The sequence below is a fragment of the Labrenzia sp. THAF191a genome (assembly GCF_009363335.1).
GTDB classification, from domain to species: Bacteria; Pseudomonadota; Alphaproteobacteria; order Rhizobiales; family Stappiaceae; genus Roseibium; species Roseibium algicola.
The window spans coordinates 3165897-3179406 of the sequence record NZ_CP045333.1 but is presented as its reverse complement, the minus strand read 5'-3'; the positions used below and the strand labels follow the sequence as shown (position 1 = coordinate 3179406).

Here is a 13510-nt window from a genome sequence, read left to right as displayed (position 1 = left end):
AGAAAATGAAAAAGGGCGGCAAACGCCGCCCGAAGAAGTTTGGCAGGCCCTGACTTGATCAGGCCCGTGAGAGGTCGAACCGACCAAGCAAAAAGCCCGCAGGAAAGGCTACGGGCAGAAAGGTCGATCGGTCCAAAAACGTTGGGGTGGATGTCTGCGGTCGCTCGCCTCCAGACTGCCCCAAGGGTACGCCGTCAGATGTTCACCTTCAGGCAGGCCAGCTTCACGTTCTTGCGGTTGTATTTCCGGTCCCAGTTGGCCGCGTTGCGCAGTTCGGCCAGGCTCGCGCCCTGGGATTTGGCAAGAGAAGACGCCGTGAAATCCATTCCGGCCGGATGGATCAGCTCGAAACGGCGGGTGGTCAGATAGTCGGCGCCACCACCGTCGCCGATGTCCGGATCACGAGTGATTTCGGTGCCCTCGTTGCCGTAGATCGTCGAGCGGTTCGGCACTTCGTCGATATGCATGAATGCGCCCGGTGCGAACAGGAAGCAGGAGTATTCGTCCGAATTGGCCCCGGCCGTCACCGGCATCATTTCCGAATGCACCACCATCATCCCGGCATAATAAGGCACCTCGAACGGCGCTTCGGACGGTTTCTTGAACTCGATCTTTTCGTCGTCCAGAAGCGTGCCATAGACGAAGCTGTGCATGGCGATCACGCGCAGGTCGTCCAGGTTCTCACCCATGGTCAGCCGGGCCCGGTTGATCGCCTGATAGCTGATGCGGTTGGCGGCCGTCGGCGAACCGACATCGGAATAGATGGAATAGACCATGTCGCCGCTGTCATTGGCGACATTGTCGGCGATCACGCCTTCAGCCGTCGCAATGATGCGCTCTTCCTTGCGGCGTCCCCAATAGGCGCTGATCCGTTCGGCCACCCGGTTCATGGCGCTGTCGCCCCGGCCCGTTGCGGCATAGCTTGCCACCGTCTTGGCACCGTATTTCTTGGCCAGGCGGTGCTTGTAGGCCTTCATGTCGCTGGCGGTAATCTTGCTGACACCGATCTTGTTGTCGCTGTCGTCGATCACCGTCGGCTCGGCATCATCAAGGTCTTCCCAGTACGGCACTTCAATCTGGTTGCCACCGGCCTTGAAGCGCTTGCCGATTTCCGGTGCCGGACCGGCCAGAATGCCGGATTTTTCCAGCATGATCAGCTTGGCCGGCTTGTTCTCCGCCATATAGGGGGTGAACACACGCGGGACGACGATGTCTGAAATTTGAGATGTCATTGAATTTCCTTTGATTTTGACAATTTTCCGGCTCTAACGGACTGCTGTCGATGACGCACGTTTCCTCGCCATGGCCGCAGGCAATTTGCCAAAAAGTCGCCCCTTCCAATTTTGAAGTAGCTGAAGCAACGTTCCGGTTGAAAAAAGAAATACGCAGTTTTGGAGGACTTCCGTTTCCTCGATTAACGGGGCAGAAATCGCTCAAAGCGGGTAAGATCGCTCAGCCGAGGTGGCAATATCGCGATGACAGTCACAGGCCTGAGTTGCTTTGACGGCAAAGCGCACAAAGGACTTCGCAAGTGAGCAAGGATCTGGCGTCTGATGGATCCGATTTGTGAGGTAATGCATCGGACCACGTAAATTTGAGGGGTCGTTCAGTTAAACGACAACACCCTTGAACCCGAACAACTCCGGGTTTCGTCCAGCAGAAAGGATAAGCTGCTTCGCCTTCGTCGGCTGATGGTCCAAAAGGAAGGCCTGCTGTTTGAGGTCGGGTTTTCTCACGTCGAATGGATTTGCATTCTTCAGATTATCAGGCTGGAGCATAGAGCGAGCTCTACTCGGTTTGGCGCTCGGAATGGGACCGTTCTCAAAAGCCTCACCGCTCTTCGGTTCGCTCAAGGATGGCGGCGGAATATCACTTTCGCCACGCAACGCGGGCTGACTATCCCTCGAACGGTTGTCATCCGCTGCCAAATGAGGTCTCGGCATCGGAAACGGAGCAGAAACATGGTTTCGTAATCTGTTGCCATGCGCCGACTGACCATCCAATTCAGGATCTGACTGCGCCGATCCTGCAGGTAAGACATCTTTGTTGCCGATCAGATCTTCGGTAAAGCCTGGGACTGGTTTTTCAAATTGATGCCTTGTTGAATTCAGCAATTCCTGTGGCGAAATCCCGAAAGACTTCAGGACCGTCCCCGCCACGCTGTTGCTATTTTGGTTGTCGATTCTGTAATCAAGGTTTTGAGCATTGATCCGATCAATAGCGCTGCGAGCTCTTATCCTGTATGCCTCGATTTCAGCCGGCGTCCCCGCGATAATTGTTGTCTGGTTGTCGACGAGATGCCCCATCCTTGAAAAATTATCCAAGTGACCTTTGATCGTATCGCTTCCGTCCCAGGGTTTTCCTATTGGAATTATATTATTTTGCCTGTCATGTGAAAGTCCGTTGACTTCCCAGATCTGCTTGCCGGTTTCATCATGAGCTGTGATGACAATATGTGAGGCAACTCCAAACAGCTTGTACTCACCGATACGTATCGTTTGCTGTCCGTGATTATCCATTACTTGGCCCTTATCTAAATGTTGTCAGACCAACCGCCCTTTTCGCAATACCATTTCGGTGCGGAAATCAACGAACTTTCCGAGCCCTCCCGACTGAGGCAAAGCTCACCTTTTCGGGATTTTTTTTGCGTATAAATATACGGGGGAGGCGGTGGAAAACCGAGAAATGCGGCGGTTCTTTTGTCGGCATATTCTTGCTTCACGACATAAGTCATATCTTGAGTTTTGTCGCAAATTCTCACTATTCGAAAATATTCGTTGTATACGCGAGAAATCCTCTCCTGATCCGCGCCAGCAAGACCGGTTTTCATTTCTTTCTCAAGCCGTTCGAAAATCGGTCCGGGATCACAGGCCGAAACCACCGTTTTCCCGTTTGCACCTGATAAATTTCTCTCTTCATCTGACGCGCAGGCAACGAGAAACAGGCCCAACAAAATGCCCGATAGTCTTGATAGTTTCACAATCGAACTCTCCGATTTTGATCTTTTGATACCGGTATATTGTTCATGATATGTTCCAAAAAACCTTTAATTGCATCCGGTTAGAGAACCAGGCCTTCGCACCGGAGACTGAAAAGATCGCCAGATTTTTCTGCCGGGGTGTCTGACCTGCTCCACAGACGGATTGCTGGCATCAGTTGGCACGATTGCTCATGGCACAGCACGACTTTGCAGGCAGGTGTCAGCTTGTGCAGGTTTATGGAAATGCGCAGTAAACCGACACCTGCCAGCGAGTTTCATCTCTCTTCGAGCGCTGTGGAAAGTGGTAGGCTCGCAGGCCGCAGGAAGACCAAAGACTGCATCTCCAGGCACTGAAGTTGATCGGCGGAGCCGGGTTCGGCGCCGGAATAAACAACCATGGTGTTTTCCTGTGTACCGTCGTCAGTTCCTGCAAACTCAAAAACCGATGTGCAAGGCGTTTCTAGAATCTTGTCCCGATAGGAAAACTCGAAATCGTCGAACACTGACATTGGCGGGCCGAACTCAACGAGAGTGCCCCGACCATCCTTGAGCCTCATCAAATCAAAAATGGATAACCCGAGCGATTGAAAGAATTCTCCTTGTGGCGCAAGAATTTCAGTCAATTCCGTACTCTTCTCGCCACTGCCACCATCCGATCCCGGCTTCTTGTCCAGATCGAGATTGAGCACGGTAATCGTATTGGAAAGCTGGTAATCCAACGCATCCACCGGAGTGCTGTAATACTCGTTCCGTCCATAGGGCAGATGCGAGATGCCATGGCCTGGAATGTCCGGAAACTGCTCCGCATTCTGTTCGATTTCCTCGGGCGAAAAGCCCAGATAGACCACACGGACATCCTCCGCGACCTGCACCTTGAACATTGCGGGATCGAGGCTTGAATTGACATAGCCCTCTATTTCAGACCGAAGAACTTCAGGTTGCTGTTCCCACGGGATGACTGCACCGTCCGCGGCCAGGCAAACCGACGGCAGAGCAATAACCCCCGACACTTTCAGAATTGCCCCAAAGCCTTTGATAAAACGAAAGGTGTTCATTTTCATTCCGGATCCCTTTATATATCATCGCTCTCGAACAAAGGCATCGAGACGCTGAACAATCAGAATATGTTCATTATTTGTTCCTGATCAACCCTTAATTGAAATTGGCACGAAAACCTCTTCCGAAATCGGCGGCCTTTTCAGAGACCGAACAACCGTGGATCCCGCCCCGCCGCAACGATCATCTGCCGTGCCCGCAAGGGGCTGTTTTCCAGAAGATCCGACTGCTGCCTGAGGTCCGGATTGCCGGTCTCGGAGGGATTGCCTCCCTCGCCACCCGCGCCGAAGCCGTTCAGGCCGTCTTCCGTAAAGGCGCTGTCGTGGATGAAGGCGAGCAGCTTTACCGCCACGGGGTCCGTCACCTGCTGCAAACCGTCGCTGCCTGCCGTGCTCAGGGCGCCTTTTTTGGCCCTAAAGCCCATTTCAACTGCATCCTAAATACCAGACACCTATAGGCCGAACATCTTTGGGTCACGCCTAGCAGATATGATCAACTGTTTCGCAAGTACCGGAGAACGTTCCAGGAGCGCGGCTTGCAATTTCAGGTCGGGTGTCTTGACGTCGAAGGGGTTAACCTCTGAAGCTTCTTGCTTCTTACCCGTGTGGGGACGGGGTGCTGGTATGGGTGCGTTTTTCCTTCCTGGTTCATGAAGCAAAAATCGCGACGCAGTCTCGGTAGAAGTTGGCGTCAATGCCTCATCGAATGAACTTACGTCTGGCGCACTTAGCGACTGTGTTCTGTTGGGCGGGGCACTTCTATCCGGCTGAAAAGTTCGACCGGAAACCTTTGGCGAAATTTTGAGATCTCCCTTAGCACTACGTGGATTTTCCGTAGAACTATCCCGTGCCTTTACAGAAATATTCTGTTCCAGCCCGAGAAACTGTCTCGCAAGTGCTCGTGTTTTTTCATCGTCAAATCTTTCTGCTACTATCATCCCTATTTGCTCACCGGCACCGACCATACCAAGGCCAAGTTGGCTCAATGTGTTATCAGCTCTAGTTGAGTTCGATATTAGCAAACCCGATATTAGTTGTTTAGCAAGGTAGTGCTCTTTACTTTGGCGACCAAATTCTTGAAGCGCATCCTGCATCCCTTCAAGGCCGACGCCACTCGAGCCGTAGTGGTCAAACAAGTAGTCTCGCATTTCCCTGAGTTCTTCGCGCCTCTGCGTCTGCGCCTCATGCTCAGCCAAGATCTCAGCGACAACTTCATCCGCTTCTTTGCGCCGCGTATCGATATATACCTTTTCGTTTAGTGACCCCTTGTTTGCACGATCGAAAGCGCCATCAACTCGGGATCCAACGAAACTCTTTTTGAGTTCATTTTTCCAATACTTATCCATCACTATCTTTCATTTCCGAAACGCACGAAATCGACTTTTTCTACTGAGAAAACAAATTCGTTCAACAGTTTCGGACAGGTTCAAAGCCCGAACAACCGTGGATCCCGCCCCGCCGCAACGATCATCTGCCGTGCCCGCAAGGGGCTGTTTTCCAGAAGGTCCGACTGCTGCCTGAGGTCCGGATTGCCGGTCTCGAAGGGATTGCCGCCCTCCCCGCCCGCGCCGAAACCGTTCAGGCCGTCTTCCGAAAAGGCGCTGTCGTGGATGAAGGCGAGCAGCTTCACCGCCACGGGGTCCGTCACCTGCTGCAAACCGTCGCTGCCTGCCGTGGTCAGGGCGCCTTTTTCCGCGAACCATCCCGTCAGATCCACCCCGGCCGTCTTCAGGGTGCTCAGCGCCCGGTCGGCCTTGGCAATGGCGTTCTGATAGCCGTCGCTGTCCGGTTCGCCATATTCCCTGATCAGGGAAAGATGCGCAGCCTCGGCGGCCTCGCCCTGTTTCTGCGCGGCGTCATCAGCCGCTTCCTCATGGGCGGAAAACTGCTCTGCCATCTTGCCCACCCACCGGTCGTGCAGCTTCTGCGCTGCCTCGGGGTGAAGCCCCGCCTCCTTGAACCAGTCTCCGGCTTCCTGCGCAAAGGCCCGGTCGTAGGGAAAGTTTTCCGGCAGCGTCTCGGGCATTTTGAAGCGATAGCCGTCCTTCGGCGTCCAGCGGCTGGAAACATCGGCATAAAAGGCCGCCTGCTCCTCGCTGTCGGCATCCTCGCCCGGAACCTGAAGCGCCCCGGACAGTCTGTCTTCCAGTGAGCGGTAGCTTTCCAGAATGCCGGCAGCATCGCGCCAGCCATGGCTGGCGGCCATGTCCCGGTCGGCATCGCTCAGGCCGTCGATGAAACCTCCACCCTCCGAAGGGTGATGCCCCATACCATCGTGTCCAGAACCGTCGTGCCCGCCGGCCTCCGGTCCTGCTGCCGGCTCAATCGCGTCGTACATCGTCAATATTCCTCGTCAGTTTCGAACTCGGGCAGCATTTCCAGCCGGGCAGCTTCCTGCAGCGCGGCATGCTCTTCCGGCGGAATGCGGATCATGGACAGGATGCGGGCATAAAGTGCCTTGCGCCCGTCCAGATAACCGCCCGCCCTCGGCTCCAGGTTCACCGGCGGCGCCTGGTAGATGCCGCATTCGGCAGCCAGGTCCGCCAGCACGATTTCGCCGTCCGGACACAAAAAAACGGACCGATAGGCCCGTTCCAGCACTCCAGCCCGCTCCCGGCGCCGCCGGGCGGCTCGTTTGAGGCTACGCCAGACCATCCAGCCCTCCCTCGCCGCCCAGGGCCTGCAGAAGCGGCGCCCCGTCGCGGGCGATCCGCGCCATGCTTTCGCCGGTCGCAAGCTGCTGCTGTTGCTGCTGCTCGGCCGCCCGTTCCTGCCGCAGTGCTTCCACCTCTTCCGGCCGCCGCCTCAGCTTGGCGGGCAGCCCCAGCGCGCGGCGAGTCAGGTCATATTCGGCTTCCCGGTCGTGCAGATCCAGAATGGAGGGATCGGCCCCAGCCGCGATGCCGAGATACTCCTGGAAGCCCATGATCGCCTCGAAATGCCCGGCCTCGCGCATCTGGTCGATGGGCGCCGTCGGCGTCAGGGTCACATCGCCCTCCAGCACGCTTTGCGGCGGGGCAAGGGGCGACCCGGGGGCAAAAGCGCCCCTTCGTCCCAGAATGCCGATCTCCCGTTCGAACAAGGCCTCGTTTCCGGCCATGATGTTGGTGGAGAACGGCCCGATCATGTCGGCCATTTCCTTGCGGCGGATATTGGCTTCCGTTGCCGTGCGGCCATTGCCTTCCAGCAGCGTCTGCCACAGGTCGCCATAAAGCCCCACCCGCAGCTTTTCGCGGATGGTCTCGATCTGCGCATCCGCCGCGCCCGGGTTCACCGTGTCGATCATCGGCCGGAACAGCGGCCGGCCCTGCTCGTCGATCAGCCCGGGGTTGATCCGGCCGGGGTTGAGGTCAAGCTGGCGCTCCTGCGCATGGGTGGCGATCGGCGGGCGCACCGCCTGCGAACTGGCAATCAGCCCGTCGCGCGCCAGGCTCTGCAGGCTCTTGATGTCGCTCATCAGCTTTGCCTGCGGCGGCGAGCCATAGGGCGACAGCCCGTCCCGGTCCCACCGGCTGATCACCAGCGGATATTCGAAGAAGCCGCCCCGCCGGCAGATATGCCCGCTGTCTTCCTCGAAGTGGATGCTCTCGAACCGGGATTTCCTGGTGTCGGTTGCCTGGGCGTGGCCGCCTTCGCGCAGAAAGCAGGCATGTACGAAAGTGTAGTCAGTGTTCTTGCGCTTCGCGTCGGCCGCGTCTTCCTTCACCTTGGGCGACACCTTGCCGGCATATTCCTTCACCGCCTGCCACGCCTTCAGCGTGCGCACCCGAAAGAACCCGCAATCGTTGCCCTGGGCATCGATGACCAGGTAAATCTCGTAAAGTGGCACATAGCGGTAGTGAACCGGCGTGCGGATATCCGCCAGGCTGTCCTCGTTTTCGACCGGAAACAGCACACCCGTCCCCAGTTTCACGGTGGACAGCAGACGCGAGCGATTGGCCAGCGCAAAGCCGGATCGCCCCGAATACCGCACACGAAACAGGTGATCGCGCACCAGTTCGAAAAACTCCTCGTCCGCCTGGCTGGGCGCTGGCGCAAACGGATCGCCGAAGCCGACCCCATGCCAGGGAAAGCCTTCGGGCATGGTCAGCGAGCCGATGCCGGAAGCAAGCCTGTCCAGCAGCCAGACGGCGGTCGGGTCGTACAGCTTGCGCGACCGGTCCCGGGCGGCAGACCCGCGCAGGGCGCTCATGCCATCCCGGGCACTCACGCCGCCGGGCCGGTTGAAGGCCCGCTCCATGTCCGGCGCCGTATAGGTGACATAGTCCTGCCAGTCCGCCTCCACCCATTGGCGTTCCGCACGGGCCGATTGCAGCTCGGTTTTCAGATCGTCGACAATCCCCATCACGCACGCCCCAAAAGTGTGACACCGGGCCGCGAGGCACTGCCGTAATCGGCAACGCCCAGCGGGCCGGTCAGGTTGGTGGCCCGGGTGTTATAGGCGGCGGCCCGGCGCCGGCGCCCGTTTTCCTGCAGGTTGCGCGCCTGCCGCTGCGGATCGGGTTCGCGCGGCGGCGGCGGTGTCGGTTCCGGGTCCGGCTGCTTGGAGCCTCCCCCACCAAACATGCACATGGGTGGTCCCTTTCTCTCAATGTCTTGAAAACGTGTAATCAGCGCCGCCTGCCGGCACGGCGGCAGCGCCTCAAGGCCGGTCCGCGCAGGCGGCCGGAAAAAGATCGAACGGACGTATCCGGCAGCGCCAAAGCGTTCCTGCCGGCCAAGCCGCAATTTTCCAAAGTACCGGTATGAGGTCTGTTTTAGCCCTGTTTTGACGAAGCGTCCAGCAAGGCCAGATGTCTGAACCTGTTGTTCAGACACGCATTTCCGGAAAGCTCTTGCCGCTCAAAGGCATTTTGAAGCTTCCCGGTTGTGCGCCCGAAGCGGTGTTTTTTCACCGCGCCCCGGTGGAAGCTCCATCCAGCGGCGCGGCTTTACCGGGCGCTGCGGCAGCCAGCGCCGCCGGAACGTTTCCAGCCGGTGCGGCAGGGGCCTGCCGCGCGGCCCGCCTGCTGTTGTTTTTGGCGTACGTCTGCCACGCCCTGTCCCGAGCCCGGCCGACATTTGCCTGAAAGTCTTCCGTCAGCAAATGGCGCTGTCCGGTCTCGTCGTCATAGGTCAATGTCATGCGCGGGCCGTAGCCGTCCTCGTCCGCCGGGGCCTGCCGCCTGTCCCGGCCGGTCTTGTCATTTGGCATCAGATGCCATTTCGCGGCGCGCACACCCTGTGCTTTCAGCAGGTCCTCAACGTCCTTGCGCACGTAACCATGGCCGTCTTTTCCAAGATCCGGATAGGCTGTCTCGACCGGATATTTCAATACGGTCCCTTCCGCCTCCGGCGCGAAGGCCGAAAGACCCCACATCTGCTTGAACCGGTAAATCGCATAGTCCCTGGCAGCCTCCTTGTGGCCGCCCAGTTCGACATAGCTTTGCCTGAACAGCCTTTCGTAATCCGCAAGCGCTTCCGCCTCTTCCGCGGCAGTTCTGCCGATCTGCCGATATCGGTCATAGGAACTTTTCCGGGCCAGATCAGCAGATGCAGCCAAACCGGCTGAGGCGTCAGCAACATCGGCCGCCGTTGTGGCACTCACGCCGTCCAGCTTGCCCGTGCCCACTTCGGCCCCAACTCCGCCGGCTCCAGACACGCTGCCCTCAGACACGCCGTTTTGGCGCGCCTCCTCAAAACCAGGGGCCAGAATGGCGGAAGAGCCTGGCAAAACCGGCTTCTCGCCCAATGGCACTTGCCCGCCATCCATCAGGATGGTTTCAGAAGAAAGACTGTCATCCTCCAGCCGCGGTGCCGTAAGCGGCGCATCTGTCGCCGCCATCGGGGCCGCCGACAACAGTTGCCTGACCTGTCCACGGCGCAGCTCTGCGTCTCTCGTCAGGGTGTCAGTCAATTGTTCGCGTGTTGCGCCGCGGCTTGCGGCCTGCTCCACGGCTCCGCCGGCCTCAAGCGCGTTCTGTATCCCCTGCAGCGCCTGCAAGGCCTCTTCCTCATCCTCGCTGCCGGCAAACGCCCAGTCGATTGCGCTGCCCACCGCGCCTGTCAGCGCGTCCCGGCCATAAACATAGGCGCCAAATGCTTCCGAACCTTCCACAGTTGTAGCAATTTCCGCCATTTTCCGGATCACCAGGTTGTCCGGATAGGCTTCGCCATAAAGCTGGGTCAAGGCGATAATGTCGTCCAGATTGCCCAGAACGTCCCAGGCCTTTTTCAACGGCCCGACAGGCGTCAGCGAAACGGCCAGGTCGAGGCCCGCCTCCGCCGCCATGGACTTCAGATCGTCCTCTGTAAACTCCAGCCCCAGCTCTCTTGCCGCCTGCGCAAACGGTATGTTCCGCTCGTCCGCACGTGCCTGAACCTTGTTGAATATCACCGGCGCGGCAAGACCAAGAACGAAAACCGGCGCGCCGTTCTTGACCAACTTCTTAAACCGCTTGCCAACGTTGAGTTCAATCGGTCGGTGAGCGTTCTTAATCTCGAGCGCTGCCTCGAAGCTTTCAGGAATCTTCGGGTGACTTTGCTCTAGATTGTGAAAAGCACCAAATTTTTGGCTAGTCGAGTTCGCTGCGTGAACAATTGTGTCGTGCTGTTGCGGTGTCAGCGGTACATCCGGATGGGTGAGCATCGAGATCATCAGGGATTTGAAACTCATCCGTCTGAATTTCATGCGCTCAAGTGCATTGTCGGCATTGAATTTGTTATCTAGAAAAGCACCGTCCGCACTAATAACGAGAAAATCGTACTTCTCTCTGTTGTTTCTATTCAGCATGAACTGCCGGACATCCATATCCCAGCCTTCATACCCCCCTCTGGACGAGTTTCGCCTATTATCCGGATCGAATTTCTTCTTGGCCCGCTCGGATTTCACCTCGGATGCTGTGAGGATCTTGTTGTTGTAAGTTCTTTTTTTCAACCAGCCATCGAAATGCGGCAGATATTCAATCGCAATATTGTTTGTGAGTTCTGTTGTTCCAACGCTTGGTACATAGAGAACCTTGTCGCCCAATCCAGCAACGGCATCAAGAACAGAAAATACTTTGTTCCTCATTTGTTCTTTTGGTAATTTTTTTTCGACAGTATAGGCGAGCAACGTCCCGACCTTGGCATGGTCGAGTGCAACGACTGTTTGCTTGCTCATCACAAGCCTCCTTCGTCTTGCTCGATGTAACCACTATCTAGCAAAAATTCGACACACGCCTTTGACCGAACAGATTCGTATTTTCCCGCAAGGACATCGCAGGCAGTAAACATACCAAAACTATACAGGTGCCTGGCTTCGTGAGGATACCCGGATTTCAGGCAGTACCATTCGTAAAAGTCTCCCATGAGTATGTGAGCCTCTAGTGGCCGGTTGTCCCATTCCGGATCCCCCCTGCCAACGGCTCCCCCATTGGCGTCAACAACTTTCAACCACTCCATTTGCTGAGCAGTCGCGTCTCTAAGTTCCGGGTCTTTTAGCAGAAGTTCAGCAAAACGCTGCACTTGGGAGAGCCTGGTACTCACAAGGAAGACCTCTGGATCATGTCGATAGATATAATCGACCGCCTCTTGCCCCCCTTCTTCGTAATATGCCTGCAATTCTTCCCGCCAGCCGGTAATATCTTCAAAATCCGCCATGGGTCCTGTGTCCAAATCCATACCAAATGTTCATCAATTGTTCCGAAACACTCTTGCACACGACAGAAGCACTGCGTCTGCTTACGTCCGGAAAAATAACCTTCTCTCTCATTTCGCCCCCTTGTCTGAAAAGGCGATATCCGTCGAATGCTCTTTTTCAGCGTAAGCCCGGGTCTCCGGAGCCGCCAGGGATGGAAGCTCTCCGATCGCAACCCTGTAGGCTAAGCGCCGGCCGGGATCGAGGTTACCGTCATAGGGGATCTGCGTTTTCATCGCATACCAGCGTTCGAAGTCGTACACGGTTTCGTTGTCCGCCCACGGGCAAAGCTCATCAAACCCCTCATCATCCCGGCCAAAATCCGGATTGGCATTCAGATAATCGCGCCAAGCACCTGATTTCTTCAGCGCCTCAAGAACTTCCGGATGCCTGAGGAATAACTCTGCGAAATGGAGGATTGTTTCATATGGCAATTTGGGTGCCCGGGGTCTTGTTGGGCTCCACGAACTGTATTTGTCGAAAAAGGCCCTGCCTTCTTCCGTTTTCTCAAATGCGGCCAGCTCTTCCCGCCAGCCGGTAATGTCTTCAAAATCAGCCATGGGTCCTAGGTCCAAATTCATCTCAATTGTTCACCAATTGTTCCGGAGCTCTTTCAGCCCCGTTTTGCGGTGGCAATCAATCCTTCCAGCCCGAAGTTTTTCATGATCGGGCTGATTTCACTGGCATCTATCGCAACAATCTTCTCCATCACGCCTCCTCCCCCGGAAAGGAGATATAGCGCGCATAATTTTCCTTGATGAAGTCTCGGGCCTGTTCCGTTCTGAGTGATGTCAGCCTGCCCTCCTCCAAATCAATGGCCAGCCATGTCGCAACCATCATGTCCCTTTTGTCAAAGCGAACCGGAGCTTTCATCAGGTACCACCGTTCAAATGCAATAATGGTGTCATGAGCCTCGAGCGGGTTCAGCTCTACAAACTCATCATCGTGAACTTCCAGATCATGCTTTTCGGCATAGGCCGCAAACCAGATTTTCTTCCGTAAAGCCTCGTGCAGCTCTTCATCACCACGGATCAGTTCAACCATCTGCACAACGTTCTCATATGGAACTTTGATGCCACCGTAGCGCTTGTTGCCGGCAAAGAAGGCCCTGCCTTCTTCCGTTTTCTCAAATGCGGCCAGCTCTTCCCGCCAGCCTGTAATATCTTCAAAATCAGCCATGGGTCCTGTTTCCAAATCCCTCTCAAACGTTCATCAATTGTTCCAAAGCTCTTTCAGCCCCGTTTTGCGGTGGCGATCAATCCTTCCAGCCCGAAGTTTTTCATGATCGGGCTGATTTCACTGGCATCTATCGCAACAATCTTCTCCATCACGTCTCCTCCCCCGGAAAGGAGATATAGCGCGCATAATTTTCCTTGATGAAGTCTCGGGCCTGTTCAGTTCTGAGTGATGTCAGCTTGCCCTCCTCAAGATCGATGGCCAGCCATGTCGCAACGATCATGTCCCTTTTGTCAAAGCGAACCGGAGCTTTCATCAGGTACCATTTCCTGAAATCGATAATGGTGTCATGAGCCTCGAGCGGGTTCAGCTCTACAAACTCATCATCGTGAACTTCCAGATCATGCTTTTCGGCATAGGCCGCAAACCAGATTTTCTTCCGTAAAGCCTCGTGCAGCTCTTCATCACCGCGGATCAGTTCAACCATCTGCACGACGTTCTCATATGGAACTTTGATGCCACCGTAGCGCTTGTTGCCGGCAAAGAAGGCCCTGCCTTCTTCCGTTTTCTCAAATGCGGCCAGCTCTTCCCGCCAGCCTGTAATATCTTCAAAATCAGCCATGGGTCCTGTTTCCAAACTCG

Annotated in this window: 15 protein-coding genes; all 15 read right to left on the bottom strand. The window is 56.2% G+C overall.

What is annotated here, in order from left to right; translation table 11 throughout:
• Positions 1-194: 194 nt before the first annotated feature.
• Positions 195-1232: a hypothetical protein gene (locus tag FIV05_RS14545; protein WP_152510051.1), complete on the bottom strand. Its 1038-nt coding sequence runs from the start codon at positions 1230-1232 to the stop codon at positions 195-197.
• A 378-nt stretch (positions 1233-1610) separates the two neighbouring features.
• Positions 1611-2519 (bottom strand): hypothetical protein, encoded by a 909-nt coding sequence (locus tag FIV05_RS14540; RefSeq protein WP_152510050.1) that lies wholly within the window; start codon positions 2517-2519, stop codon positions 1611-1613.
• Between the two features lie 14 nt (positions 2520-2533).
• The gene (locus FIV05_RS14535) at positions 2534-2980 is read right to left on the bottom strand and encodes a hypothetical protein (protein WP_139314136.1); all 447 of its coding nucleotides are present in this window, start codon (positions 2978-2980) and stop codon (positions 2534-2536) included.
• 275 nt (positions 2981-3255) lie between these two features.
• Complete coding sequence (locus tag FIV05_RS14530; protein ID WP_152510049.1) at positions 3256-4041, bottom strand: hypothetical protein; 786 nt, start codon at positions 4039-4041, stop codon at positions 3256-3258.
• 137 nt (positions 4042-4178) lie between these two features.
• On the bottom strand, positions 4179-4460 hold the full coding sequence (locus FIV05_RS14525) for a hypothetical protein (RefSeq protein WP_152510048.1): 282 nt from the start codon (positions 4458-4460) through the stop codon (positions 4179-4181).
• 27 nt (positions 4461-4487) lie between these two features.
• Complete coding sequence (locus FIV05_RS14520) at positions 4488-5381, bottom strand: hypothetical protein (RefSeq protein ID WP_152510047.1); 894 nt, start codon at positions 5379-5381, stop codon at positions 4488-4490.
• A gap of 80 nt (positions 5382-5461) precedes the next feature.
• A complete protein-coding gene (locus FIV05_RS14515; protein ID WP_152510046.1) occupies positions 5462-6373 on the bottom strand; it encodes a hypothetical protein in 912 nt (303 codons plus the stop codon).
• A 2-nt stretch (positions 6374-6375) separates the two neighbouring features.
• Complete coding sequence (locus FIV05_RS14510; protein ID WP_006936039.1) at positions 6376-6690, bottom strand: hypothetical protein; 315 nt, start codon at positions 6688-6690, stop codon at positions 6376-6378.
• Entirely contained in the window at positions 6677-8380 is a 1704-nt protein-coding gene (locus FIV05_RS14505) for a portal protein (RefSeq protein WP_152510045.1), read from the bottom strand. Before FIV05_RS14505 ends, FIV05_RS14510 begins: the two co-directional genes overlap by 14 nt.
• The gene (locus FIV05_RS14500) at positions 8380-8601 is read right to left on the bottom strand and encodes a hypothetical protein (RefSeq protein ID WP_006936041.1); all 222 of its coding nucleotides are present in this window, start codon (positions 8599-8601) and stop codon (positions 8380-8382) included. Before FIV05_RS14500 ends, FIV05_RS14505 begins: the two co-directional genes overlap by 1 nt.
• 325 nt (positions 8602-8926) lie before the next feature.
• Positions 8927-11176 carry a hypothetical protein gene (locus FIV05_RS14495; RefSeq protein WP_152510044.1) on the bottom strand — a complete coding sequence of 750 codons (2250 nt, stop codon included), beginning with the start codon at positions 11174-11176 and terminating at the stop codon, positions 8927-8929.
• Complete coding sequence (locus tag FIV05_RS14490; protein WP_023000427.1) at positions 11176-11655, bottom strand: hypothetical protein; 480 nt, start codon at positions 11653-11655, stop codon at positions 11176-11178. The genes FIV05_RS14495 and FIV05_RS14490 overlap by 1 nt, the downstream gene beginning before the upstream one ends.
• A gap of 108 nt (positions 11656-11763) precedes the next feature.
• The gene (locus tag FIV05_RS14485) at positions 11764-12252 is read right to left on the bottom strand and encodes a hypothetical protein (RefSeq protein WP_152510043.1); all 489 of its coding nucleotides are present in this window, start codon (positions 12250-12252) and stop codon (positions 11764-11766) included.
• A gap of 148 nt (positions 12253-12400) precedes the next feature.
• On the bottom strand, positions 12401-12871 hold the full coding sequence (locus FIV05_RS14480; RefSeq protein WP_152510042.1) for a hypothetical protein: 471 nt from the start codon (positions 12869-12871) through the stop codon (positions 12401-12403).
• Positions 12872-13019: 148 nt separating this feature from the next.
• Complete coding sequence (locus FIV05_RS14475) at positions 13020-13490, bottom strand: hypothetical protein (RefSeq protein ID WP_152510041.1); 471 nt, start codon at positions 13488-13490, stop codon at positions 13020-13022.
• Positions 13491-13510: the final 20 nt, after the last annotated feature.

Coding starts and splice junctions, on each gene's coding strand:
- FIV05_RS14545 (WP_152510051.1), bottom strand. CDS start 1,232: ATGACATCTCAAATTTCAGACATCGTCGTCCCGCGTGTGTTCACCCCC.
- FIV05_RS14540 (WP_152510050.1), bottom strand. CDS start 2,519: ATGGATAATCACGGACAGCAAACGATACGTATCGGTGAGTACAAGCTG.
- FIV05_RS14530 (WP_152510049.1), bottom strand. CDS start 4,041: ATGAAAATGAACACCTTTCGTTTTATCAAAGGCTTTGGGGCAATTCTG.
- FIV05_RS14525 (WP_152510048.1), bottom strand. CDS start 4,460: ATGGGCTTTAGGGCCAAAAAAGGCGCCCTGAGCACGGCAGGCAGCGAC.
- FIV05_RS14520 (WP_152510047.1), bottom strand. CDS start 5,381: ATGGATAAGTATTGGAAAAATGAACTCAAAAAGAGTTTCGTTGGATCC.
- FIV05_RS14515 (WP_152510046.1), bottom strand. CDS start 6,373: ATGTACGACGCGATTGAGCCGGCAGCAGGACCGGAGGCCGGCGGGCAC.
- FIV05_RS14510 (WP_006936039.1), bottom strand. CDS start 6,690: ATGGTCTGGCGTAGCCTCAAACGAGCCGCCCGGCGGCGCCGGGAGCGG.
- FIV05_RS14505 (WP_152510045.1), bottom strand. CDS start 8,380: ATGGGGATTGTCGACGATCTGAAAACCGAGCTGCAATCGGCCCGTGCG.
- FIV05_RS14500 (WP_006936041.1), bottom strand. CDS start 8,601: ATGTTTGGTGGGGGAGGCTCCAAGCAGCCGGACCCGGAACCGACACCG.
- FIV05_RS14495 (WP_152510044.1), bottom strand. CDS start 11,176: ATGAGCAAGCAAACAGTCGTTGCACTCGACCATGCCAAGGTCGGGACG.
- FIV05_RS14490 (WP_023000427.1), bottom strand. CDS start 11,655: ATGGCGGATTTTGAAGATATTACCGGCTGGCGGGAAGAATTGCAGGCA.
- FIV05_RS14485 (WP_152510043.1), bottom strand. CDS start 12,252: ATGGCTGATTTTGAAGACATTACCGGCTGGCGGGAAGAGCTGGCCGCA.
- FIV05_RS14480 (WP_152510042.1), bottom strand. CDS start 12,871: ATGGCTGATTTTGAAGATATTACAGGCTGGCGGGAAGAGCTGGCCGCA.
- FIV05_RS14475 (WP_152510041.1), bottom strand. CDS start 13,490: ATGGCTGATTTTGAAGATATTACAGGCTGGCGGGAAGAGCTGGCCGCA.